This is a genomic window from Paraburkholderia sp. HC6.4b (assembly GCF_014200875.1).
GTDB lineage: Bacteria > Pseudomonadota > Gammaproteobacteria > Burkholderiales > Burkholderiaceae > Paraburkholderia > Paraburkholderia tuberum.
The window spans coordinates 64,324-87,522 of record NZ_JACHDC010000028.1; the positions used below are offsets into that span (position 1 = coordinate 64,324).

Consider the following 23,199-nt stretch of genomic DNA (forward strand, 5'->3'; position numbering starts at 1 on the left):
GTGGCGTCGCGAGCCGCTTTTGCGTGTGCTGTCGTTGCCGCGCTGATCATTCGTCATTCATACGGCTTGCGCCTATGATGGTTTCCTTGTCCGCGTCACTCAGCGGCATTCCAAACGGGGCATCGATGGGGCGAATTCTCGTGGCATTGATCTGGGCGGCAAGCGTGGCAATCACACTCGATCTCACGGCTTGCGCCAGCAGCAGTCTCGATGCCCGGAGCGATCCGCCGAAGGTGATCATCGACAGCGACTACAACACGCTCGGCGATGACGGCCAGCTCGGGGTGATGGCCGCGCAATTGCAGGCGCAGGGCTCGCTGAAAGTGCTCGGCATTACCGTGGTGTCGGGCAATCAGTGGCTGAAGCAAGGTGTTGCCGATGCGCTGAAATCGGTCGAACGACTCGGCGTCGAACAACAGATCGGCGTCTATGCGGGCGCCAACTACGCACTGACGCACGACTTCAAAACGATCCAGCGGGAACTGAAGGAATTCCCCGGCGGCGATGGCTATGTTGGCGCATGGAGCAAGCCCGAGCCGAACTCGGCTAGCGACCTCGTCGCGCCGCCGGACGGCTTCGCGACGCACACGAAGGTGCAGAGCCAGAGCGCGATCGACTTCATCGCCGAATCGGTCAAGCGGTACCCGGGCGAGGTGACGATCCTCGCGATCGGCCCGCTGACCAACATCGCGTTGGCCACGCGCGAGCATCCCGAGATCGTGCCGCTGATCAAGCAGATCATTTACATGGGCGGCGCGATCGACGTGCGGGGCAATACCACGCCCACCGCCGAATTCAACTGGTGGTTCGATCCCGCAGCGGCGAAAGCGGTGCTGCGTCTGCCGATCAAACAGACGGTGATTCCGCTCGACGTGACGGATACCGTGAAAATGGACAAGGCACTGTACGATCGCGTCGCGCACGATCCGGCGAAGCAGACCATCATCACGCAACTGTTCAGGACGCTGAACGGCTACGGATACGACGGCAAGAACGGCTTCGAGACCAATCCGAACTACACGACGAACATCTGGGACACGCTGACGCTCGCTTATCTGATGCATCCGTCGTTCGCGACGCAGACCGTCGAGGAGTGGGTGGAGGTGGATACGGGCTTCGGCGCCAACGATGGCAAGGCAAAGGGCTACACGAGTTCGCCGCCGCCGGGGTTGCAGAAGATGACGGTCGTCAAACGATTTGATAATCCGGCGTTTTTTAATTTCTATGTCGATCTGTTGACGCGGCCGGTGCCGGTGCGGCCGTTGGACTAGTCAACGCGCGAGCGCCGCGCGCCCGCACCCGCTTCACGCGGGATGCAGGCCGCGCAGCAACTGACGCACGCGCGACAGATCCTGCTCGACGTGCCCGGCTTTCTCGAACAGTTCCGCGAGCCAATCGACGAACGCGCGCACGCGCGGCGACACGCGGCGGTTCTTCACATACGCGACCGAGACCGGCATCGGCACGGGTTTCCATTGCGGCAGCACTTCATGCAGCAAGCCCGAATCGAGGTAAGGCTGCGCGGCGATGCGCGCGGGCTGGATCATGCCGAGGCCTTGCAGTCCGCAGGTCAGGTACGCCTGTTCGTCGCTGACTTGTACGAAGCCGTTGAGCTTGACCTTGCGCGCTTCACCGCTCACTTCGAAATCGAAGTCGCATTCGCGGCCGCTATGCGGCGACACGCAGTTGACCGCGACGTGCGCGCGCAGATCGTCGAGATCGGCGGGCGTGCCGTGGCGGGCCAGGTAGGCCGGACTCGCGCAGGTGACCTGATCGAGCGTGCCGAGTTGCCGCGCGACGAGATTGGAATCGGGCAATTCACCGAGCTGGATGCTGCAGTCGATTGCTTCGGAGACCAGATCGACGGTGCGGTTGCTGACGCCGATCGCGAGGTCGAGGTTCGGGTAACGGGTGTGGAAGTCGTCTAGCGACGGCAGCACGATTGCACTCGCTACCGCGCTGGGCATTTCGATGCGGAGGCGGCCGGTGAGGTTGTCGGTCGAATTACGGAGGCTGGCTTCCATTTCGTCGATGTCGGCCAGGATTTGCGCGCAGCGTTCGTAGTAGGCCGCGCCTTCTGGCGTGATGCTCAGGCGGCGCGTCGTACGGACTAACAGCGCTGTGCCCAGCAGGGCTTCCAGGTTCTGGACGATCGTCGTCGCCGTTGCACGCGGAATGTTTAATGACTCCGCTGCGCGGGTGAAACTGTTGGTGTCCACAATTCGGATGAATGTGCGCATTGCAGTTATTCTGTCGATCACTGGGATGCTCCAAATGGTTTTCTGTTTTTTTGCCTGCGGCGGATTTGTCTTTGTTCTTAGGGCGTTGGCCTTTCCTTGATTTCTTGTCGGTCTATTGGCGTTGCCCCTGTGCGGGGCGGCACCTACTTTCTTTGCTGCTGCAAAGAAAGTAGGCAAAGAAGACAGCTCAAACCGCTAATTCTTAAGCGGGCACCGTGCTCCACGAATGGCAGTGGTGCATCTGGAATCCGTGCCCCCGCACATTCCACGGCAGTGACAAAGCCGTCATCCATCCCGCTCCGCACTACGTGCGTCGCGGACGGGTATGCAAGGAAAACCAGACTGTTTTTTTAGGTTGGTGAGGCCATCGGCTGCGCCTCGGCGACGCGCCGAAACAACCAATGGTTTGAGAACAGCGCTTCGGCGCGCGCAGCGCCGCCGGAGGAATGACGGCCTTGTCACTAACGCGGAGTGTGCGGGAACACAGATTCCAGATGCACCACTACCCGCGGTATACAGAGGGACCCGCTTAAGAGTTAGCGGTTTAAAGCTGTCTTCTTTGCCTACTTTCTTTGCAGCAGCAAAGAAAGTAGGTGCCGCCCCGCACAGGGGCAACGCCAATAGACCGACAAGAAATCAAGGAAAGGCCAACGCCCTAAGAACACAGAAAAAAGTGCGAAGGCAAAAAAACACAACAACAAAACAGAACCCCGCGCCGCAGGCGCAAAAAAACCACCCGCTGCGCGGCCAAAAAAGTTGCTATTACTTCCGCATCGAATCCATATCAACCACAAACCGATACTTCACATCGCTCTTGAGCATGCGCTCATAAGCTTCATTAATCTTCTGCATCGGAATCATTTCAATATCAGAAGTAATGCCATGCTCGCCACAGAAATCGAGCATCTCCTGCGTCTCGGCAATACCGCCAATCAGCGAACCAGCAAGGCGCCGCCGCTTGAAGATCAGATTGAACACCTGCGGCGACGGATGATCGTGCTCCGGAGCACCCACCAACGTCATCGTCGCGTCACGCTTGAGCAGATTCAAAAACGGATTCAGATCATGCTGCGCAGCCACCGTATTGAGAATGAAATCGAAGCTATTCACATGCGCTTCCATCTCCTGCGGATTCTTCGAAACCACGACTTCATGCGCGCCAAGCCGCTTCGCATCCTCGATCTTCGACGGCGAAGTCGTAAACAGCACGACCTGCGCGCCCATCGCCCGAGCCAGCTTCACACCCATATGGCCGAGTCCACCGAGGCCGACAATCCCGACCTTCTTGCCCGGGCCCACGCCCCACGTGCGTAGCGGCGAATACGTGGTGATGCCCGCGCACAGCAGCGGCGCGACACCCGCGGCGTCGAGATTCCGCGGCACGCGCAGCGTGAAAGCCTCATCGACGACCAGTTGCGTCGAATAGCCACCGTAAGTGACCTGTCCGTCGACGCGATCGACACCGTTATACGTGCCCACCCAACCGTTCTCGCAATACTGCTCGAGACCTTCCGCGCAGCTCGAACAGGTGCGGCACGAATCGACCAGACAGCCGACCGCGACCAGTTCACCGACCTTGTACTTCGTCACGTTCGGACCAACCGCGGTCACACGGCCTACGATCTCGTGGCCCGGCACGACCGGGTAGATCGTGTTCTTCCATTCGTTGCGCGCCTGATGCAGGTCGGAATGGCACACGCCGCAGTACAGCACTTCCATCTGCACGTCATGGGCGCGCGGTGCGCGGCGCTGGATTTCAAATGGGGCGAGCGGCGCGGTGGCGTCGGTCGCTGCATAGGCATACGTCGTGCTCATGGATGGCTCCAGCAAAGAGGGTGATGGCGCAACATGCGACGCGCCGACGATGCGCAACACGGGGTTGCGGATGCGGCGGGCCGCAGCATGAACCGGGATCGGGGCGCGAGCGTTGGGGGCCGCCATTGGCAAGCAGTCGGCGCATGGCGGTCGATGACCGCGCACGCTGCGCGCGTCGAAAAAGGCGATCCGGCAGGGTTCCCATCTTAGGGACCCGGCGCCGCCCGGGGAATACCTGATCGTCTTGAAGGTTTGCCTAAAACTCTGGAGGGGCAGCGCGACAGGCTGTTTGATGCTAAATTTCAAGCATTATTCTCCTGGCCGTCGCCATATCGTCATGTCCACTCAAGCTGTCGGTTCCATTCCGGAAGACTCCGCGCAACGCCGCTTGCTCGAACTGTTCAACCTGCTCGCGCCGAATGCCGGCATGACGCGCTCGAGCCTCGAAGGCGTCAGCCTGCTGCGCGCGAATCGTCCTATGCCGCGCATGCCGGTCATGTACGAGCCGAGCATCGTGATCGTCTGTCAGGGGCGCAAGCGCGGCTATCTCGGCGATCAGGTGTTCCAGTACGACGCACAGCAGTACCTGGTGCTGTCGGTGCCGTTGCCGTTCGAATGCGAGACCGAGGCAAGCGAACAGGAGCCGTTTCTCGGCATGTCGGTGCGCGTCGATCTGACGATGGTCGCCGAACTGCTGATGGCGCTCAACGAAACCCAGGGCCTCGCGCAATACGAACCGGCCGGCATGTATTCGACGCCGCTCGATGCCGCACTGAGCAGCGCGGTGCAGCGTCTGCTGGAGGCGCTCGCGTCGCCGCTCGACGCGCAAATCCTGGCGCCTGGCATCGTCCGGGAAATCTGTTATCGCGTGTTGACCGGCGAGCAGGGCGGCGCGATTCGCGCGGCGCTCACGCATCAGAATCACTTTGGCCGCATCGCGAAAGCGCTGCGGCGCATTCATGCGGACTACCACGCGTCGCTCGATGTCGATACGCTCGCGGCCGAGGCCGGCATGAGCCTCGCGGTGTTTCATGCGCAATTCAAGGCGGTCACCGCGACCTCGCCGATGCAGTACGTGAAGACCACGCGTCTGCATCACGCGCGTCTGTTGATGGTGCAGGATGGCTTGAATGCGGGCGCGGCCGCCGTGCGGGTCGGTTACGAAAGCGCGTCGCAGTTCAGCCGCGAGTTCAAGCGGCTGTTCGGCCTGAGTCCCGTCGACGAGGTCAAGCGCATGCGCGTCGCTCACGATGCGCCGCCGCCGCGCGCGCACAAGCCGGTGCCGCGTTATGTGACCGCGGTCTAAAGCCCGCTGAACCAGTTGTAGCCCTGATCTTCCCAGTAGCCGCCCGGGTTCGTGTTGGTCACGAAGATCGCGGCGATGTGCTTCGGGTTCTTGAAGCCGAGCTTGGTCGGCACGCGCAGCTTCAGCGGATAGCCGTATCTGGCCGGCAGCGGCGCGTTGCGGAAATCGAGCGTCAATTGCGTTTGCGGATGCAGCGCGCTCGCCATGTCGAGGCTCGAGTAATAGCGGTCCGCGCATTTGAAACCGACGTAGCGCGCGCTCAGATCGGCACCGATCAGTTCGAGAAACGTGCGAAACGGCACGCCGCTCCATTGTCCGATCGCGCTCCATCCTTCGATGCACACGTGACGCGTGATCTGCGAGACCTGCGGCAACCTGCGCAGCTGCTCGAGACTCCAGCCGCGTTTATCCGCGACGAGCCCCGATACTTCGAGCCGATAGGTCGAGCCGTCGATATCGGGCGCGTCGAACTCGGGATAGAACGCGTTGAACGGAAACGGATCGGTGATATCGCGCGCCGAATAGGTCGGCGCGAGTTTGTTGCGATTGAACAGCCACGCCTGCACGCGGTCGTTCCAGCGCGACATCGCCCATAGCACCTTGTCGACGGAATCGTTGTCCTGCAGGTTGCAGCCGGACAGCATCGCGAGCGCGCCGATCGATAGCGAGGAGCGCAGAAACAAGCGGCGTTGCAACTGCTCGATCCGCGGCCGGTGCTCGGCAAGCACGATGCGTGAGCGGCGCGCGTCTTCTGTATTGGCGTGCGTATCGTTCGCCATGTCGGTTCGTTGCGGGGCGCTCATGCGCGAGTCCTCTGGGAGGCTTGATCGATGCGCTGCGCGTTGCGCCGGGCGCGTCCGGTGACCATCGGCGGCAACGTGCGCGGCACCAGCAGCACCAGCAGCAGATGCACGACGACAAAGCCGACCACGCCGGCCATCGCGACGAAATGCACGCGGCGCGCAAAATCGAAGCCGCCGAACAGCGCGGTTAGCCACGACAATTGCACCGGCTTCCAGATCGATAGTCCCGATGCGACCAGCAGCACGCCGAGCAGCAGTACCAGCAGATACAACGCGCGCTGCACGGCGTTGTATCTACCGGTCTCGTGCGGCAGTCTGAGGCGCAACGCCAGCGCCGCATCGCGCGCCAGCTCGCGGACACGCACCGGCACCAGCTTGCGACGCAAATGGCCGCTCGCGACGCCATGCGCGAGATACAGCAGGCCGTTCGCGCACAGCAGCCACATCGCCGCGAAGTGCCATGCGATCGAGCCGCCGAGCCATCCGCCGACCGTCGCCCACACGGGGAACCGGAACGGAAAGATCGGCGACGCGTTATAAATCGCCCAGCCGCTCATCACCATGCAGACCATCGCGAACGCATTGATCCAGTGCGTCACGCGAACGACGAGGGGATGAACGACCAGAAATGCTTGCGAGTCGGGCATAGTCTTCAAAGACGAGGGGGAGGAAGACGAACGACGCGCCGCTTTACATCGGCGGCGTCACGCCATGCTCGCCGGCCGAAATGAAATTCGCCGCCATCGCGCCGTCCGCTTCCTTGTGCGCGAACAGCACGACCTTCGTGCCGGGCGTGAGCAACGCGCGGCTGCCCGGCTCCAGACTGACGATGGGCACGTCCTGCGGAATCACGATCTTCTTCTCGCCATCCTTGTACTTGATGGTAATCGTGCGGCCGTTGCTGACCAAGAGCGAGCCGACCGTGCCGTTCGTCATCGTGCTGTTCGCGCCGAGATCCCACGGCCGATGACCTTCGCCCGAACCGCGCATGCTCGGCGGGAATACATGCACTTCGAGCGCCTTCAACGTGCCGTCGGGCTGCGGAATCGCGGCGGTGCCGACGTAGCTGTCCGGCTTGATGTCGCTGACGTTGGCGAGCGTGACGCCGCGAATCGGCGTGTCGGCGGCGAGCTTCACGTCGACGTCCTGACCATCGCGCGTGTGGACTTTGAGCAGATCGCCCGACAGCGACGTCACCGTGCCGCGCACGCCGGTCGGCGCGGCGGTCTGGGCCGAAGCCGCGAACGTCGTCGCGAGCAACACGGCGGCGAGTGCGGGGACGGCGAGGGCGCGCAGCGTTCGTGCGCGGGCGATCTTCATGCGGGTCTTCATGAGGCAACTCCAGGAAGGGATGCAGCGTGGTGGACGGTGCGTTCAGACTAGCCGTCGCATCGGCTCGTCAGAGTGACGGGAGGATGACAAAAACGTCATCAAGGGTCGATGGCGGCCACGTAGAATGGCCGCCGGGAGCGCTGCGGTTGTTCTCGAGCGCTGTCATCAGGCTTTTTTGCGCGTGCGAGCGCGGCCTTTACGGTCGAATCGCGCGAGAGGAGCAGCGAGCATCATGAGCATTCTGGTCATCGAAGACGATCCGAAAACCGGCGACTATCTGAAGAAGGGCCTGCGCGAGCATGGCTACGCGGTCGACCTCGCGCGCACCGGCACGGACGGCCTGCATCTGGCGCTCGAGCATGAATACGAACTGGTCGTTCTCGACGTGATGCTGCCCGGCATCGACGGTTGGGAAATCATGCGGGCGTTGCGTGCGCGGCGCGATCTGCGGGTGATTTTCCTGACCGCGCGCGATCAGGTCAGCGACCGCATTCGCGGTCTCGAACTCGGCGCCGACGACTACCTGGTCAAACCGTTTTCGTTTACCGAGCTGGTGCTGCGCGTTCGCACGCTGTTGCGCCGTGGCGTGATCCGCGAGAGCGACGTGTTCGAAGTCGCCGACCTCAAGCTCGACGTATTGCGCCGCCGGGTCACGCGCGAGGGCGTCGACATTGCGCTGACCAACAAGGAGTTCATGCTGCTGCATCTGCTGGTGCGCCGCGAGGGCGAAGCGCTGTCACGCTCGCAGATCGCATCGGAGGTGTGGGACATGAACTTCGATAGCGACACCAACGTGGTCGACGTGGCGATCAAGCGCTTGCGCGCGAAGGTCGATCACCCGTTCGGGAAGAAGCTGATTCACACGGTGCGCAGCATTGGCTACACGTTCGGCGACGGCGCATGAAACTCTGGAGCGAACGCTCGCTGATCGCGCGCACCACGTTGCTGTTCGCGCTGATCGCCTGCGCGGTGATCGGCTCGCTCGGCGCGTATTTCTATCATTCCGCCGAAGTCTCGCTGCAACGCCGCGCCGACGTCGTGCTGAGCGGCCGTGTCGAGCATTTCAGCCGCATCGTGCACGACCTTTATTCGGTCAGCGAATTAAAAAAGCGCCCGCTGCTGTTCGAGACGATGCTCGGCGCGGAAGAGGACGTGCTGATCTTCCGGCGGCCGGGCGAAGCGCCGTTCGTCGACGTGAATCCGGGCAGGTTCGCGGTGCCTGATCTACCGGCCGGCCCGGCGGGCAATCCGCCGGGTGCCGCCGACATGCGTCAGACGCGCCTCTCCGACGGCGTGCCGGTGCATTGGGCGTTTGCGACCGCGACAGCGCGCGAGGATGGCGCCGAAGTCGAGGTGATCGCAGGCCATCCGATGACGAACGAAATGCGCATGCTGGCCGAATACCGCAACCGCATCGTGCTGGCGACGCTGAGCGGCATGCTGGCCGCGACGCTGCTCGCTTACGGCGTGCTGCGCCGCGCGCTGCGACCGGTTCGCGAGATCGCCACGCGGGCCGCGCAAATCAGTCCGACGAACCTGGCGGTCCGGCTCGACGACGAAGCGGCGCCGGTGGAACTGCGTCAACTCACACACGCGTTCAACGCGATGCTCGATCGTCTCGCCGACGGCTATCAACGCCTGCAGCAGTTTTCCGCCGATCTCGCGCACGAGATTCGCACGCCGGTCGGCGCGCTGGTCGGCCAAACCCAGGTGGCGCTCGCCCAGCCGCGCGAAGCCGACGAATATCAGCAACTGCTCGAATCGAATCTCGAGGAGTTGAATCGCCTGAGCCATATCGCGGAGAACATCCTGTTTCTCGCGCATGCGGATCATGCGGCGTTGTCGATCGAGCGGCAGCCGGTCGATCTGCATGGCGAGCTCATCAGGATCGCCGACTATTTCGAAGGCCTGGCCGACGAACGCGGGATGCGTTTCGAAGTCGACGCGGCGGGCGTCGCGTCTGCCAATCCGATGCTGTGCCGCCGCGCCATTAACAATCTGGTCGTCAACGCGGTGCGTTACGGCGCGGGCGACACGATCGTGCGCCTGCGCGGCGCGCAGGACGAAGCAGGCGCGCTGGTGACGGTCGAAAACGAGGGCGAGCCGATTCCCGCCGTGCAACTCGACCGGCTGTTCGACCGCTTCTATCGCGGCGACGCGGCGCGCAGCGCGCTCACCGAATCGAACGGACTCGGGCTCGCGATCGTGAAGGCGATCATGCATCTGCATGGCGGCGGCGCGCGTGTGGTGTGTCCGCGACCGGGCGTCGTGCGCTTCGAGCTGCGCTTTCCGGGTGCGTGACTTGCTAGCGGGGTAGGTCCGGCGCAGCCTCAGCCGACGCCGCCTATACTTTTCAAAGCGCTTTGAAAGGACCGTTCGCTGCCGAACTCACCAGGAGTCGCATCATGGTCAAGCTCGCTTTGTATGTCCGTCTGGAAGCCAAGCCCGGTAAGGAAAAGGAAGTCGAGGCGTTTTTGCTCGGCGGCCTGCCGCTCGTCGAGCAGGAGCCGGCCACCGCCGCGTGGTTCGGTCTGAAGCTCGGTCCGTCGACGTACGCCATTTTCGACGCGTTCGACGACGAAGCCGGCCGCGACGCGCATCTGAACGGCAAGGTCGCGGCCGCGTTGATGGAGAAGGCGGGCGAGCTGTTCGCGTCGCCGCCGAGCATCGTCAAGCTGGATGTGCTCGCGGCCAAGCTGCCGGGCTGAGGTTGAGCGTTGCGTTGGCGTGGTGAACGCCTGACGCCGGCGAGCGTTACTTCGCCGCCGCGTCCGCCCCCGGCTGCGCCCCGTAGTGCGCGCGCTTTTCCTCGTACATCAGCAGGTCGGCGCGCTGCACGCCCGCTTCCAGCCGATCGCCGCGCTGGCAGGTTGCCGCGCCCATCGAGAAGCTCAGCGGCGAGCCCGGATAGAACTGGTTGTTCATCTCGACGAGCTGGCGGATCGCGTCGATCATCGCCGCGCCGCCGCGCTCGTCGGTATCGGGCATCAGGACCGCGAACTCGTCGCCGCCGATGCGGGCCGCGTGGAACGGCGATTCCATCGCCTTCGCGAGCACTTCGCCGGCACGCCGCAGCAGCGCGTCGCCGGCCGCGTGACCGAGCTGATCGTTCACGCGCTTCAGGCCGTTCAGGTCGGCCATGATGATCGTCACGGGCCACGGTCCCTTGCGTTCGAGCCGGTTCAGCTCGTCGACGTAGAACGAGCGGTTGCGCAGCTTGGTCAGCACGTCGTGCTTGCCGAGGAATTCGAGGTAGGCCTCGGCCTTCTTGCGCGCGGTGATGTCGGTCAGCGCGACGAGTACGAGGTCCCAGTCCGGTTCGTGGCCTGGCAGCACCGAGAATTGCAGGTGTACGTGCACCTCGTTGCCGTCGAGTGAATAGTTGAGCACCTCGCGCTGCTGGAACAGCTTGTTGTCCCACAGTTCGATCAACTGCTCGCGGAAATGCGGACGCATGTCGTCGCGGAACACGTCGGCGAGGCGCGCGAGCAGCGTTTTCTTGTCCTTCGCGCCGAACATCCCGAGCGTGTGATGGTTGACGTCGAGCACATGGATTTCAGCCATGCAGCGTTCGACGAACTCAGGATGGACGTCGGTAAACACGCGGAAATCGTTGATGCCGGCCGCGCGCGCGCCGTCGAGCAGGCGTTTGACAGCACTGAAATCCTCGACCCACAGCGATACCGGCGAATGCTCGAAGAGCCCGCGCGCGTATTCCTCCGCTTGCGCGACGCGGCGCCGCGCGCCTTCGAGCTCGGTGATGTCTTCGGTCGACACCAGCACGCGGTCCCAGCGTTCCTCGTGACCGGGCAGCACCGCGCCTTTCAGCAGTACGTCGAGGCGCCGTCCACCGAGCGTGTAGTTGACCGTGTGGCTCGTGAAGTTCGACTGTCCGGCCCACAGCTGGCACAGCTCTTCGAGGTGCGTTTTCAGCATGTCGTCGCGGAACACCGAGGCGAGATTGCTCGTCAGCGTGTCGAAATCGGCGGCCTCGAATTGCGTGAGCGTCTGGCGATTGACCTTGATCACGCGGATGCGATGAGCGCATTCGGCGACGCGGCGCGGGTCTTCGGCGAAATGGGCGCGCAGATCGGTCACGCCGGCGGCTCGCCACGCGTCGAACAATGCGCGCACGCCGCTGAAATCTTCGAGCCACAGCGACACGGGCGCGAGTTCGAACATCCCGGAGTCGTCGTTGATGGGCGCGGAGCCGCTCGTGAGGGTATCCAGCATGAGGTTCTCGGGGGCGGAAGTGCGGCTATTTTAGACAGGTTGGCGCCGGCCGAAAATGAAAGACGATTGGCCTGTCGTTTTTGCGCAGATGTGATATGAAGCGCAGGCGGCGACCGAGGTCCGCTATTTCTGATCGTCGCGCGCCGCGCGCGTGCCGATGTACTCGTACTCCTCGGTATTGAGCCGCGACATGCGCAGTTCGACCGCGCTGCGGCGATACGAGTACGCGATGCGCCGGATCTCGAGCAGCGGCGCGCCGACTTCGACGCCTAGTTGTGTGCTTTCGAGCTCATTGGCGAGCGCAACGCTCACATGCTCATCGGTCTCGACCACGTTGATGCCGAAACCGTCCTGATAGAAGTTGTACAGTGTGTTCGGCCGGTTGCGCAGCTTGCTTTCCGTCAAGCCGGGAAACAGCGCTTCGGGCACGGTGATATGTTCGATCAGCACGGTCTTGCCGTGCAGCGCGAGCCCGTTGACGAACTGCAGAACGCGCGCGCCGGTGTCGATGCCGAGCGCGGCGGCCGCCTCGCGCGAGGCACGCGCCTTCCTGAACCCGATCAGCGTGACGACCGGGTAGGCCTTGTCGCCGTCGCGCCGCACGATGCGAAAGAAGCGGAAGAAGTGCCGGTCGCGCTGATGCATCGCCACGAACGTGCCGAGCCCCTGATGACGGATCAGAATGTTCTCGGCGCACAGTTCGTCGATGGCTTTGCGCAGCGTGCCGATCGACACGCCGAAGCGTTCGGCGAGGCGCTTTTCCGAAGGAATGCATTCGCCGCCTTTCCATTCGCCGGCCGCGAGCGCCGCGAGAATCGCGCTCTTGACCTCCTTGTACCGTGTGCCTCCCACTGCGGGCGCATTGATCGCGAGCGTGCTCATGAAAACCTCTGGGATACGCGAGTCGTGCCGCTCGCCGGGGTTGAACCTGCCCTGATTCTAAACGACCAGATCATCTAATCCATCTGGATGAATCGTATGTTGTCGGTGAATCGCGACAACAGCCCGGTTCTCGCCCAGTCGTCTAACACATATATATGACCTAGTTGACATTGGGTAAGTCGCCGCCTAATATCGATTCACCGCGGCGCACCTGGCTGCGCTGCCCCGGCGGCACCCTCACCGCATTCAAACTACGAATGGAGACGCTCATGAGCAATCCCACGGCAGACATCAACGACACCGCAGCGGGCGCGTCGGCGCCGCGCAGAACGATCCACATCGTGCTGCACGAGGCGAAAGACACGGTCGGCGTGGCGGTGGTCGAGGGCATCAAGGCGGGCACGGTGCTCAACGCATGGATCATGGACGACGACGAAATCGTCACCGTGCCGGCGAAGCAGGACATTCCGATCGGTCACAAGATCGCGCTGAAGGACATGGCCGTTGGCGACACGGTGTTCAAGTACGGCGTCGACATCGGCAAGGTGGTCGCGCCGATCACGGCCGGCGAGCACGCCCACGTGCACAACATCAAGACGAAGCGCTGGTAGGCCGAGCAGCGCCGCGCGCACCGCGCTCGATGGCATGATGCTGCCGTTCGGCGGCGCGAAAGGCGCGATGCTCGCGCTCGTGGTCGAACTGCTGGCCGCCGCGCTGAGCGGCGCGAACTTCGGCTACGAAGCGGGCTCGTTCCTGACCGAGGAGGGCGAGCGCTCGCGCATCGGCCACCTGTTCTGGGTGATCGACCCGGGCGCGCTGGCCGGCGACGACGCGTATCTGTCGCGTGTCGAGGCGCTGATCGAGATGATGCTGATGGATGACGACGTGCGCCTGCCCGGTTATCGCCGGGAGCAGCTTGCGCAGGCGGCATACGAGGAGGGCGTCGAAATTCCGGATGCGCTGATCGCGCAACTGGAGGGCCGCGCTTAAACGAGCGTCCCAGCGCACCCAACCGATCTCACCTGGCTGGACACGCCGTCGAAAAAAGCGCATAGCTGAAAGCGAAACCGAAACTATCGGTGCGCCAGATAGTTTTGCTCGCAAATCGCGATTTCCCTTGTGAGGCAGGTGCGAATACGATGGTCGGTATCGTATGAGCAGCGCGTATGACGCGCGCTTCGGCCCACCAGAAGCAACGACGGAGATGGCCATGGAGCACCACGCCCGCACGCAGAACGAACGGCTCGATGTCAAGACCACCACCTGCTACATGTGCGCGTGCCGCTGCGGCATCCGGGTGCATCTGCGCGACGGCGAGGTGCGCTATATCGACGGCAATCCGGAGCATCCGCTCAATCAGGGCGTCATCTGCGCGAAGGGTGCCTCCGGCATCATGAAGCAGTACTCGCCCGCGCGCCTTACGCAGCCTTTGATGCGCAAGGCCGGCGCGCAGCGCGGCAGCGCGCAGTTCGAGCCGGTCTCGTGGGACACCGCGTTCGACGTGCTCGAAAAGCGTCTCGCCGCGATTCGCTCGAGCGATCCGAAGAAGTTCGCGCTGTTCACGGGCCGCGACCAGATGCAGGCGCTGACCGGCCTGTTCGCCAAACAGTTCGGTACGCCGAACTATGCGGCGCACGGCGGCTTTTGCTCGTCGAACATGGCGGCCGGCATGATCTATACGATCGGCGGTTCGTTCTGGGAATTCGGCGGACCGGATCTCGACAGCGCGAAGCTGTTCTTCATGATCGGCACCGCGGAAGATCATCATTCGAATCCGCTGAAGATCGCGATTGCGAAGTTCAAGCGCGCGGGTGGCCGCTTCATCGCGATCAATCCGATCCGCACCGGCTATGCGGCGATCGCCGACGAATGGGTGCCGATCAAGCCGGGCACCGACGGCGCGCTGTTCATGGCGTTCCTGCACGAACTGATCGCCGCCGACGCGTGGGATCACGAGTTCGTGCAGCGCTACACGAACGCGGCGGAGCTGATCGATCTCGACGAAGCGAGCGAAAACTTCGGTTTGTTCGTGCGCGATCCCGAACGGGCCGAAGGCAATCCGCTGTTTCCGCAGAATCATCTGTGGTGGGACCCGGCCACCCAGCGCGCGGTACCGCATCATGCGAGCGGCGTGAGGCCCGCGCTCGACGGCCGTTACACGCTCGACAACGGCAAGCCGGTCACGCCGTCGTTTGCATTGCTGCGCGAGCGCGTCGCCGAGTGCACGCCCGAATGGGCGGCGGCGATCACCGGCATCGCGGCCGAGACGATCCGGCGGCTCGCCGGCGAGATGATCGAGACGGGCCGCCGGCACCGCATCACGCTGCCGATCCGCTGGACCGACGCGTGGGGCGAAACGCACGAGACGGTCACGGGCAACCCGGTCGCTTTTCATGCGATGCGCGGGCTCGCCGCGCATTCGAACGGTTTTCAGTCGATCCGCGCGCTCGCCGTGCTGATGTCGCTCCTGGGCACGATCGACCGGCCCGGCGGCTTTCGTCACAAGTCGCCGTTTCCGCGCGCGGTGCCGCCATCGGCGAAACCACCGAACGACCCCGCCGCGGTGAAGCCCAATACACCGCTTGCGACGGGCCCGCTAGGCTGGCCCGCCGCGCCCGAGGATCTGTTCATCGACGAACACGGCGCTCCGGTGCGCATCGACCGGGCGTTCTCGTGGGAATATCCGCTCGCGGTGCACGGCGTCATGCACAGCGTGATCACCAACGCGTGGCGCGGCGATCCGTATCCCATCGACACGCTGATGATTTTCATGGCCAACATGGCGTGGAATTCGTCGATGAACACGATGAAGGTGCGCGAGATGCTCGCCGACAAACACGCGAACGGCGACTACAAGATTCCGTTTCTCGTCGTGTGCGACGCGTTCCAGTCGGAGATGACCGCGTTCGCCGATCTGATCCTGCCGGACACGACTTACCTCGAACGTTACGACGCGATGTCGATGCTCGACCGGCCGATCTCCGAGTTCGACGGCCCCGTCGATTCGGTGCGTGTACCGGTCGTGCCGCCGACCGGCGAATGCAAGCCGTTCCAGGAAGTGCTGATCGAACTGGCGTCGCGCCTGAGGTTTCCGGCGTTCACCAATGCGGATGGCGGCCGGCGCTTTCGCGACTATCCGGACTTCATCGTCAATCACACCACGTCGCCCGATTCCGGCGTCGGCTTTCTGATCGGCTGGCGCGGCAAGGATGGCGACAAGGCGCTCGTCGGCGAGCCGAATCCGAATCAATGGGAGCAGTACGCGAAGAACAACTGCGTATTCCATTACCGCTTGCCCGAGACCTTGCAGTACATGCGCAACTGCAACGGACCATATCTCGACTGGGCGGTCAAAAACGGTTTCCGCAAATTCAGCGAACCGATTCTGATCCAGCTTTACTCGGACGTGATGCAGAAGTTCAGGCTCGCCGCGCAAGGACGCACGAGCGGCCGGCAGCCGCCCGACCGTCTGCGCGCGCGCGTCGACAGGTACTTCGATCCGCTGCCGTTCTGGTACGCACCGCTCGAAAGCGCGGCGACGGATCTCGCGCGATTCCCGCTCGCCGCGGTCACCCAGCGGCCGATGGCGATGTATCACTCGTGGGATTCGCAGAACGCGTGGCTGCGGCAGATTCATGGGGAAAACTACCTTTATGTGAATCCGAAAACGGCGAGCGCGAACGGCATCGCCGACGGCAGCTGGATCTACGTCGAATCGCAATGGGGCCGCGTTCGCTGTATGGCGCGCTACAGCGAGACCGTCGAACCGGGCACCGTATGGACGTGGAACGCGATCGGCAAAGCGGCGGGCGCATGGAATCTCGGTCCGGACGCGAACGAATCGCAGCGCGGCTTCCTGCTCAATCACCTGATCACCGACGAACTGCCGGGCTGCGACGAGGCACCCGCGCGCATGTCGAACTCCGATCCGGTGACGGGCCAGGCCGCCTGGTACGACGTGCGCGTGCGCATCTATCCGGCCGAAGCCGACGCGCGGCACACGCTGCCGCAGTTCGAGGCGATGCCCGAATTGCCCGGCGCGGTTGCACAGAAGAGTGTGGTGTCGCGCATCGTCCAGACCTATTTCGCGGGACGCGGAGAATTCGCGGCTCGCCTGCGCGGGACGTTGCGCCGCGCCGAACATAACGGCGACGACCGCTAAAGCCACGACAAGGAGCTTGCAATGACCCAGATGGCGCTGGTGATCGATCTGAACGTATGCGTGGGATGCCAGGCGTGCGTGACGAGCTGCAAGGAGTGGAACACGTCAGGCGAATCGGGCAGCCTCGCCGATTTCAATCCGTACGACGCGGACCCGTCCGGCACGTTCTTCAACCGCGTGCAGAGTTTCGAAGCGGGCAGTTTCCCCGATACGGAGATGATCCATTTCCCGAAGTCGTGCCTGCATTGCGAGGACCCGCCGTGCGTGCCGGTGTGTCCCACGGGCGCGAGCTACAAGCGCAAGGAAGACGGTCTCGTGCTGGTCGATTTCGATCGCTGCATCGGCTGCAAGTATTGCGCGTGGGCGTGCCCGTACGGCGCGCGCGAACTCGACGAAGCGCGCAAGGAGATGACCAAGTGCACGCTGTGCGTCGATCGCATTCATGACGAGCATCTGTCCGAGCGCGATCGCAAGCCGGCCTGCGTGCTCGCATGTCCGACATCCGCGCGGCTGTTCGGCGATATCCACGATCCGGAGTCGGTCGTGTCGCAAGCGATCCGCGAGCGCGGCGGCTATCAGTTGATGCCGGAGTGGGGCACGCGCCCCGCGAATCACTATTTGCCGCGCGTGCCGATCGCGTCCGCGAGTTGCGGCGGCGACGGGTGCTCGTGCAAATCGTCAGGAACGACCACCGGCGATGCCACGCACACGTCGGGCTCGCCCGACTCGCAGCTCGAGGGGCAGCTCGCGCATGGCGAAGTGCATCTCGCGTCGATCGCGAAGCGCATTTGAACGACAACGAGGCCATACGATGAATCCGGCTTTTTCCGTAGTCTTCCTGACCACGCTGAGCGGCGCGGCGCAGGGGCTGTTGATCGCGCTCGTCGGCGTCGAGAGTGCGGCGTGCCTGGGCGTCGTTGCGCAACCCGCCGCCACCGCGTTCTACGTGAGCGGCGCGGCGCTCGCGGTGCTGCTGGGCGGTCTTGGTCTGATCGCGTCGTTCTTCCATCTGGGCCATCCGGAACGCGCGTGGCGCGCGATCGCGATGTGGCGCACCTCGTGGCTGTCGCGCGAATGCCTGTGCCTGCCGGCGTTTCTGGCGTGCGCGTTCCTGTACGGCGTCGCGCACTGGCTCGGCTCGCCGTGGTCGCTCGCGCTCGGCTGGCTCGGCGTGCTCGCGAGCGCCGCGCTGTTCGTCTGTTCCGCGATGATCTATGCGTGCCTGCGCTTTCTGCAGGAGTGGGCGACGCCGCTGACGCTGGTGAACTTCGTGCTGCTCGGCTGCGCATCGGGCTTGACGCTCGCGACCGCACTGAGCGCATGGTTCGCGCCCGCGCTGACGGCGGGACTGGCGGTCTGCGCGTGCCTGCTGACGCTCGCCGGTTGCGCGAGCCGCTACGCGTCGCTCATGCGCAATGCGCGCTTGCGGCCGAAATCGACGGTGCAGAGCGCAACGGGCATCCGCAATCCGAAGCTCGTGCAGGTGTCACGAGGCTTCACCGCCGGTGCGTTCAATTTGCGCGAGTTCTTTCACGGCAAATCGGCGCGGACGTTGCGTGGCGTCAAATGGGGCTTTCTCGTGGGTGCGTTCGTCGTGCCGGTCGTGTTGATCGTGCTGGGCGCGGGGCTGCGTTCGCCTGGCGGGTCGTTCGGCTTGCTGGCCGCGGCTTGTCTCGTGCAGTATGCGGGGCTCGTGGCGGAGCGCTGGTTTTTCTTCGCCGAGGCGAAGCATCCGCAGAATCTTTACTACGCGAGGGTGGGGTGAGGCATAGCCTTCAACGAGCGCGTTCGGCCTGGGTGCCAGCGCGCTCGTCGCCTCACACTACCCGCACGCCCCCACCTCCCCACACGCGGTGCAAAAATCGCAGCCGTCCTTGCGAATCACCGCATTCGCGCCGCACGAAGCGCATTTGCGTCCGAGCATCGTGTGCAGTCCTTGCGTGCCGTTCGGCTGCAGCAAGGTGTCGGCGCTATCCGCTGGATTCGGACGGATGCCGAAATCGGCGGACAGCGCCATGTCGGTTTTCATGTGCCCGCGCGGCAAACGCGCGAGCATCCGCGACGCGACCTGATTGCCCTCGGCGTCGAGAAAGCCGCGTCGATACAGGATTTGCTGGATCGCGAACGCGAGCGCCGCCACTTCGGAATCGTGCCAGCGCGGCGCGCGATGACCGTCGAGACGCTGCACGTCGCCAAGCCGCACCTGTCCGCGATCCCATGACACCTTGCGCATATCCTGCAGATTGCGCGCGACGAAGCCGCCGCGCGCGGCCAGCGACAGCGAACGCATCGTCGCGGTGATCCACTGCTGCGACTCGTCGCGCTGACCGGTCGGAATGAAGAACTCGATCGGCCGCTCGATCGTCACGTCCTCGCCGCCGAGCCGCCCCGTCACCTCGATGAAGGACGCCGCGACGTACAGCGACTTCTTGCCCGCCTGGGTCAGATACTCGACCTTCTCGATGATCGCCGGCAACTCGCCTCTGGGCCGATGATCGATCGCGATACGCAGCGGGTCCTGGTCCATCTCGGCGAGCGTGTCGTCGGCCTGCGCGGGCGTCACGCTCAGCACCGCGCCGAGCGTGTCGTTGGGGCGATAGGTGGCAAGGCCCTTCAGCCCGCTTTTCCATGCATCGAAGTAGAGGCTTTCGAACGCGTCGAACGGATAGTCGGCTGGCACGTTGACGGTCTTCGAGATCGACGTGTCGACGTATGGCTGGACCGCCGCCATCATGTCGAGATGGTCGCGCGCCGACATCTGCAGCGCGCTGACGAAATAGTCGGGTAGCCGGCTCACGTCGCCGCCGAGTTCGCGATAGAGCCGGTACGCGTAGTCCTCGACGTCGAACGATTCGCGGCCGCCGTCGGCCATCACTTTCACGCGCGTATAAGTCCACGAGAACGCCGGCTCGATGCCGTTCGACGCGTTGTCGGCGAACGCGAGGCTCACGGTGCCGGTCGGCGCGATCGACAGCAGGTGGCTGTTGCGAATGCCGTCGCGGCGGATCGCCTGCTGAATGTCATCGGGCAGGCGCGACGCGAACGTGCCGGCTTCCAGATAGCGCGCGGCGTCGAACAGCTCGAACGCGCCGCGCTCCTTCGCGAGTTCGACCGATGCGCGATACGCCTCGTCACGCATCAGCCGCGCGATGCGCACCGCGAAATCGCGGCCTTCCTGCGAGTTGTAGCGCAGGCCCATCATCACGAGCGTATCGCCGAGGCCGGTGAAGCCGACGCCGATGCGCCGCTTCGCGCGCGATTCGTCGTATTGCTGCGGCAGCGGCCACAGCGTGACGTCGAGCACGTCGTCGAGAAAACGCACCTGCGTGCGGGTGCGCCGCGCGAGGCCGTCCCAGTCGAACGACGGCTGGCGGCCCTGCAACTGCGCAAACGGATCGACGACGAAGCGCGTCAGATTGAGCGGCCCCAGATTGCAGCAGCCGTACGCGGGCAGCGGCTGCTCGCCGCACGGATTGGTGGCGCGGATCGTTTCGACGGCGCGCAGATTGTTGTCCTCGTTCATCCGTGAGATGAACACGATGCCGGGCTCGGCGACGTCGTACGTCGAGCGCATGATGCGGTCCCAGATCGCGCGCGCCGGGTGTTCGCTGTAGACCCACAGGCCGTCTTCGCGCTGCCGCACGTCGCCGGCCGCGCGCAGCGCCGGCGACGGCTCGGCGCGATGGACCAGTTGCCACGGCTCGTCGTTTTCGACCGCGCGCATGAACTCGTCGGTGACGCTGACCGACACGTTGAAGTTGTTCCAGCGTCCCTTCGAATGCTTGGCCTCGATGAATTCGAGCAGGTCGGGGTGGTCGCAGTCGAGCACCGCCATCTGCGCGCCGCGCCGCGAGCCCGCGCTTTCGACGGTACGGCACGACGCGTCGAACACGTCCATGTAGCTGCACGGACCCGAGGCGGCTGAACTCGTGGTGTGAACGCGCGCGCCCTTCGGCCGGATCGCGGAGAAGTTGTAGCCGACGCCGCCGCCGCGCCGCATCGTTTCGGCCGCCTGCAGCAGCGCCACGTAGATGCCGGGCAAGCCCTGTTCATCGACGCCCTGGATCGAATCGCCAACCGGCTGCACGAAGCAGTTGATCAGCGTCGCGGCGATACCGCTGCCCGCCGCGCTCATGATGCGGCCCGCGCCGAGCGCGCCGTGGCGCATGTTGTCGACGAACTGTTCCTCGACCGACGCGCGCATCTCGGGCTGCTCGGCCTCGGCGACGCCGCGCGCGACGCGGCGATATACATCGTCGGCCGATTGCTCGTCGCCTTTCGCATACTTTTCGAGCAGCACGTCGAGAGAGAACTGCTGCGGCGGGATTAGCAAAGCGGGAGGAGCGGAGGAGGCGGGAGGCGTGGAAGCGGCGTTGGCCGCGCGGGTTTGCGGCGTGTCTTCTGCCATGATCGGCCCTCAAACGGCGTCGCGGCGGGCGCGGCGCGGTGGTGGAAGGCGCGCGGCCGGCACCGGATAGCGAGCCGGCGGTCGGGCGGGCGCAACGAGTCCACCTTAACGCACGAGGCGCGGGGCGGCAACCGGCAGCGGGGCCGGCGCGGCGCCGCATCTTGCGATGCCGCGGCCGCCGGGCACGCGCGCGCTAAGGGCACGTGGGCAGTAGGGAGATCGCCCCCGGAACAACGGGTTGAAAACCGCGCTTAGTGCGCGGGACTCGGGAACGTTCCGTGCGTCAGGCCGCTTCAAGCAGCGGTTCGAGGATTTCCGCGCAGATCATGGCGGACGCATTCGACGGCGCCGGGCGCTCGGCCGGCTTGAACACCGGGTCACCGCGACGGATCTTGCGGCGCGACACCGCGCAGGTGCCGGAAGAATGCGCCGAGCGACGGCGCCAGCGCTGCTCACCGTAGTGGCAGCGGCCCGGCTCGACCCAGCGGATCACCAGCGTCGTGTCGGAGCTCTCGAGAATTTCGATGCGTACGCCATTGCTACCGTCGAGGGGGATGGACTCCAGGGTCATCATCGGCTCCGTGTTGTGGAGTGCCGAATGTAGTCCCGCTCGCGCCGGATAGCTATTGTGTCACCGTTGAAACACCGTTCCGGAATTAGCAATAATCAGACTTGACATTAGCGATTTGCCGAAACCACAGGCGTTGCAAGCATTTTTTATGTGATTTTTTAATAAGGCATATTTTTGCAACGCTGTGTTGCCTGTGGCGCGACGGGGAGGGCGGCCGGGAAAGAGGCGGCAACGCTTCCTTTAAGATGTCGAATGTCGGGCGGCGAACTGAGCCGTCAGTGTAGCGGGTTTGAATTTTTCAGGTCGGCTCGCGCGCACACCGTTCAAAAACACAAGAGTTCACATGATTCCACGCCCTCCCGCCGTCCCCCCCAACTCTCCCGAAGCGTCGTCCGTCGCCGCCGAGCGCCTGAAAAAGCAGAAGGCCGCATCGATCGTGCTCTATATCGGTCTCGCGCTGCTCGCATTGTGGGTGGTGCGCGATTTCATCGTGGTGGTGGCGTGGGCCGGGGTCGTCGCGATCGCGCTGTGGCCGCTGCTGCACAAGGTGGCGGGCAGCCACTGGTTCAAGGGGCGCGCGACCTTGCTCGCGACGGTCTTCACGCTGGTGATCGCCGTGCTCGTGCTGCTGCCGGTCGGGCTCGGCATCGCCCAGGCGCTGCGCGAGGCGCACGATCTGAACGACTGGTTCCGCAGCGTGCAGGAGAACGGCATCGCGCTGCCGGACTTCATCAACCGTCTGCCGTTCGGCGTGCAGCAGATCACTTCCTGGTGGCAGGCCAATCTTGCTCAGCCGCTGCGCGACTCGGCCGCGATGAAAGGCTTGCACAGCAATACGGTGATGACGCTCGGCCGGCATTTCGGCGCGCGCGCCGCGCATGCGGCAATGGTGTTTGCGTTCATGCTGGTCACGCTGTTCGTGATTTTTCAGGCGGGGCCGCGGCTGTCCGGCTCGCTGCTGAAGGCCGCGCGACGCGGTTTCGGCGATAGCGGCGCGGACCTCGTCGCGCATATGGGTACCGCGGTGCGCGGCACCGTGTCGGGGTTGATCGTGGTCGGCGTCGGCGAAGGCCTGTTGCTTGGCGTCGCCTACTTCGTGACCGGGCTGCCGCATGCGGCGCTGCTCGGCTTCGTCACGGCGATCGCCGCGATGCTGCCGTTCTGCGCGCCGATCGTGTTCGGTCTTGCGGCGCTGTGGCTGCTCGTGCAGGGCTCGATGGTTGCGGCGGCCGGGCTGCTGGTATTCGGCGCGGTCGTCGTGTTCGTCGCCGAGCACTTCGTGCGGCCCGTGCTGATCGGCAACTCGACGCGCTTGCCGTTTCTGCTCGTGCTGTTCGGCATTCTCGGCGGCGCGGAGACGTTCGGGCTGCTGGGGATTTTCATCGGCCCCGCGTTGATGACGGTGCTGATGGTGCTGTGGACCGATCTCGTGGAGTAGCGCGGGCGT

At 64.2% G+C, this 23,199-nt stretch carries 19 protein-coding genes and 1 pseudogene; 11 read left to right on the forward strand and 9 right to left on the reverse strand.

From position 1 onward, the window contains the following. Positions 1-125 precede the first annotated feature (125 nt). The gene (locus HDG34_RS34090) at positions 126-1,271 is read left to right on the forward strand and encodes a nucleoside hydrolase (RefSeq protein WP_184067140.1); all 1,146 of its coding nucleotides are present in this window, start codon (positions 126-128) and stop codon (positions 1,269-1,271) included. A gap of 33 nt (positions 1,272-1,304) precedes the next feature. Here the strand turns inward: HDG34_RS34090 and HDG34_RS34095 are convergent, their stop codons facing one another. Next, a complete protein-coding gene (locus HDG34_RS34095; RefSeq protein ID WP_184067143.1) occupies positions 1,305-2,261 on the reverse strand; it encodes a LysR family transcriptional regulator in 957 nt (318 codons plus the stop codon). A gap of 741 nt (positions 2,262-3,002) precedes the next feature. Then, the gene (locus HDG34_RS34100) at positions 3,003-4,055 is read right to left on the reverse strand and encodes an NAD(P)-dependent alcohol dehydrogenase (RefSeq protein ID WP_184067146.1); all 1,053 of its coding nucleotides are present in this window, start codon (positions 4,053-4,055) and stop codon (positions 3,003-3,005) included. 337 nt (positions 4,056-4,392) lie between these two features. Here HDG34_RS34100 and HDG34_RS34105 point away from each other — a divergent pair, with 337 nt between their 5' ends. Then, a complete protein-coding gene (locus tag HDG34_RS34105; RefSeq protein ID WP_184067149.1) occupies positions 4,393-5,361 on the forward strand; it encodes an AraC family transcriptional regulator in 969 nt (322 codons plus the stop codon). Here the strand turns inward: HDG34_RS34105 and HDG34_RS34110 are convergent. The 3 genes from HDG34_RS34110 to HDG34_RS34120 are packed head-to-tail and all read right to left on the reverse strand — an operon-like array spanning position 5,358 to position 7,496. Further along, complete coding sequence (locus HDG34_RS34110; RefSeq protein WP_184067152.1) at positions 5,358-6,164, reverse strand: molybdopterin-dependent oxidoreductase; 807 nt, start codon at positions 6,162-6,164, stop codon at positions 5,358-5,360. The genes HDG34_RS34105 and HDG34_RS34110 overlap by 4 nt on opposite strands. After that, entirely contained in the window at positions 6,161-6,811 is a 651-nt protein-coding gene (locus HDG34_RS34115; RefSeq protein WP_184067155.1) for a cytochrome b/b6 domain-containing protein, read from the reverse strand. The genes HDG34_RS34110 and HDG34_RS34115 overlap by 4 nt, the downstream gene beginning before the upstream one ends. 43 nt (positions 6,812-6,854) lie before the next feature. Next, complete coding sequence (locus tag HDG34_RS34120) at positions 6,855-7,496, reverse strand: hypothetical protein (RefSeq protein WP_184067158.1); 642 nt, start codon at positions 7,494-7,496, stop codon at positions 6,855-6,857. A 232-nt stretch (positions 7,497-7,728) separates the two neighbouring features. On the opposite strand from HDG34_RS34120, the gene HDG34_RS34125 reads away from it, so the two are divergent. The 3 genes from HDG34_RS34125 (at position 7,729) to HDG34_RS34135 (ending at position 10,204) form a co-directional block, all read left to right on the forward strand. Then, complete coding sequence (locus HDG34_RS34125; RefSeq protein ID WP_090806021.1) at positions 7,729-8,400, forward strand: heavy metal response regulator transcription factor; 672 nt, start codon at positions 7,729-7,731, stop codon at positions 8,398-8,400. Then, positions 8,397-9,797, forward strand: a complete 1,401-nt coding sequence (locus HDG34_RS34130) for a heavy metal sensor histidine kinase (protein ID WP_184067161.1) — start codon at positions 8,397-8,399, stop codon at positions 9,795-9,797. Before HDG34_RS34125 ends, HDG34_RS34130 begins: the two co-directional genes overlap by 4 nt. Positions 9,798-9,901: 104 nt before the next feature. Further along, complete coding sequence (locus tag HDG34_RS34135) at positions 9,902-10,204, forward strand: putative quinol monooxygenase (RefSeq protein WP_184067164.1); 303 nt, start codon at positions 9,902-9,904, stop codon at positions 10,202-10,204. A gap of 46 nt (positions 10,205-10,250) precedes the next feature. Here HDG34_RS34135 and HDG34_RS34140 read toward each other — a convergent pair whose 3' ends face one another. Together HDG34_RS34140 and HDG34_RS34145 are read right to left on the reverse strand one after the other, a co-directional pair. Beyond that, complete coding sequence (locus HDG34_RS34140) at positions 10,251-11,729, reverse strand: sensor domain-containing diguanylate cyclase (RefSeq protein ID WP_184067167.1); 1,479 nt, start codon at positions 11,727-11,729, stop codon at positions 10,251-10,253. 123 nt (positions 11,730-11,852) lie between these two features. Then, on the reverse strand, positions 11,853-12,611 hold the full coding sequence (locus HDG34_RS34145; RefSeq protein WP_184067170.1) for a GntR family transcriptional regulator: 759 nt from the start codon (positions 12,609-12,611) through the stop codon (positions 11,853-11,855). 269 nt (positions 12,612-12,880) lie between these two features. Between HDG34_RS34145 and HDG34_RS34150 the strand changes: the two genes are divergently transcribed. The 5 genes and pseudogenes from HDG34_RS34150 to HDG34_RS34170 all read left to right on the forward strand — a co-directional run bounded on the left by HDG34_RS34150 (position 12,881) and on the right by HDG34_RS34170 (position 18,538). Continuing rightward, a complete protein-coding gene (locus HDG34_RS34150) occupies positions 12,881-13,222 on the forward strand; it encodes a UxaA family hydrolase (RefSeq protein ID WP_221309348.1) in 342 nt (113 codons plus the stop codon). Further along, a pseudogene (locus HDG34_RS34155) lies at positions 13,218-13,601 on the forward strand (Ldh family oxidoreductase); the annotation flags it as partial. The gene HDG34_RS34150 and the pseudogene HDG34_RS34155, both read left to right, overlap by 5 nt. A 220-nt stretch (positions 13,602-13,821) precedes the next feature. Continuing rightward, positions 13,822-16,773, forward strand: a complete 2,952-nt coding sequence (locus HDG34_RS34160) for a molybdopterin-dependent oxidoreductase (protein WP_184067173.1) — start codon at positions 13,822-13,824, stop codon at positions 16,771-16,773. A 21-nt stretch (positions 16,774-16,794) separates the two neighbouring features. After that, complete coding sequence (locus HDG34_RS34165; protein ID WP_184049921.1) at positions 16,795-17,565, forward strand: 4Fe-4S dicluster domain-containing protein; 771 nt, start codon at positions 16,795-16,797, stop codon at positions 17,563-17,565. Positions 17,566-17,584: 19 nt separating this feature from the next. Next, positions 17,585-18,538 (forward strand): DmsC/YnfH family molybdoenzyme membrane anchor subunit, encoded by a 954-nt coding sequence (locus tag HDG34_RS34170; RefSeq protein WP_184067176.1) that lies wholly within the window; start codon positions 17,585-17,587, stop codon positions 18,536-18,538. A 57-nt stretch (positions 18,539-18,595) separates the two neighbouring features. On the opposite strand, the gene HDG34_RS34175 is transcribed toward HDG34_RS34170, so the two are convergent. Beyond that, positions 18,596-21,181, reverse strand: coding sequence for an adenosylcobalamin-dependent ribonucleoside-diphosphate reductase (locus HDG34_RS34175; protein WP_184067179.1), 2,586 nt, complete (start codon positions 21,179-21,181; stop codon positions 18,596-18,598). 283 nt (positions 21,182-21,464) lie between these two features. Continuing rightward, positions 21,465-21,752 (reverse strand): DUF3331 domain-containing protein, encoded by a 288-nt coding sequence (locus HDG34_RS34180; protein ID WP_013091570.1) that lies wholly within the window; start codon positions 21,750-21,752, stop codon positions 21,465-21,467. Positions 21,753-22,095: 343 nt separating this feature from the next. Here HDG34_RS34180 and HDG34_RS34185 point away from each other — a divergent pair, with 343 nt between their 5' ends. Continuing rightward, complete coding sequence (locus HDG34_RS34185) at positions 22,096-23,190, forward strand: AI-2E family transporter (RefSeq protein WP_184067182.1); 1,095 nt, start codon at positions 22,096-22,098, stop codon at positions 23,188-23,190. Positions 23,191-23,199: the final 9 nt, after the last annotated feature.

Coding starts and splice junctions, on each gene's coding strand:
- HDG34_RS34090 (WP_184067140.1), top strand. CDS start 126: ATGGGGCGAATTCTCGTGGCATTGATCTGGGCGGCAAGCGTGGCAATC.
- HDG34_RS34100 (WP_184067146.1), bottom strand. CDS start 4,055: ATGAGCACGACGTATGCCTATGCAGCGACCGACGCCACCGCGCCGCTC.
- HDG34_RS34105 (WP_184067149.1), top strand. CDS start 4,393: ATGTCCACTCAAGCTGTCGGTTCCATTCCGGAAGACTCCGCGCAACGC.
- HDG34_RS34110 (WP_184067152.1), bottom strand. CDS start 6,164: ATGAGCGCCCCGCAACGAACCGACATGGCGAACGATACGCACGCCAAT.
- HDG34_RS34115 (WP_184067155.1), bottom strand. CDS start 6,811: ATGCCCGACTCGCAAGCATTTCTGGTCGTTCATCCCCTCGTCGTTCGC.
- HDG34_RS34120 (WP_184067158.1), bottom strand. CDS start 7,496: ATGAAGACCCGCATGAAGATCGCCCGCGCACGAACGCTGCGCGCCCTC.
- HDG34_RS34125 (WP_090806021.1), top strand. CDS start 7,729: ATGAGCATTCTGGTCATCGAAGACGATCCGAAAACCGGCGACTATCTG.
- HDG34_RS34130 (WP_184067161.1), top strand. CDS start 8,397: ATGAAACTCTGGAGCGAACGCTCGCTGATCGCGCGCACCACGTTGCTG.
- HDG34_RS34135 (WP_184067164.1), top strand. CDS start 9,902: ATGGTCAAGCTCGCTTTGTATGTCCGTCTGGAAGCCAAGCCCGGTAAG.
- HDG34_RS34140 (WP_184067167.1), bottom strand. CDS start 11,729: ATGCTGGATACCCTCACGAGCGGCTCCGCGCCCATCAACGACGACTCC.
- HDG34_RS34145 (WP_184067170.1), bottom strand. CDS start 12,611: ATGAGCACGCTCGCGATCAATGCGCCCGCAGTGGGAGGCACACGGTAC.
- HDG34_RS34150 (WP_221309348.1), top strand. CDS start 12,881: ATGAGCAATCCCACGGCAGACATCAACGACACCGCAGCGGGCGCGTCG.
- HDG34_RS34160 (WP_184067173.1), top strand. CDS start 13,822: ATGGAGCACCACGCCCGCACGCAGAACGAACGGCTCGATGTCAAGACC.
- HDG34_RS34165 (WP_184049921.1), top strand. CDS start 16,795: ATGACCCAGATGGCGCTGGTGATCGATCTGAACGTATGCGTGGGATGC.
- HDG34_RS34170 (WP_184067176.1), top strand. CDS start 17,585: ATGAATCCGGCTTTTTCCGTAGTCTTCCTGACCACGCTGAGCGGCGCG.
- HDG34_RS34175 (WP_184067179.1), bottom strand. CDS start 21,181: ATGGCAGAAGACACGCCGCAAACCCGCGCGGCCAACGCCGCTTCCACG.
- HDG34_RS34180 (WP_013091570.1), bottom strand. CDS start 21,752: ATGACCCTGGAGTCCATCCCCCTCGACGGTAGCAATGGCGTACGCATC.
- HDG34_RS34185 (WP_184067182.1), top strand. CDS start 22,096: ATGATTCCACGCCCTCCCGCCGTCCCCCCCAACTCTCCCGAAGCGTCG.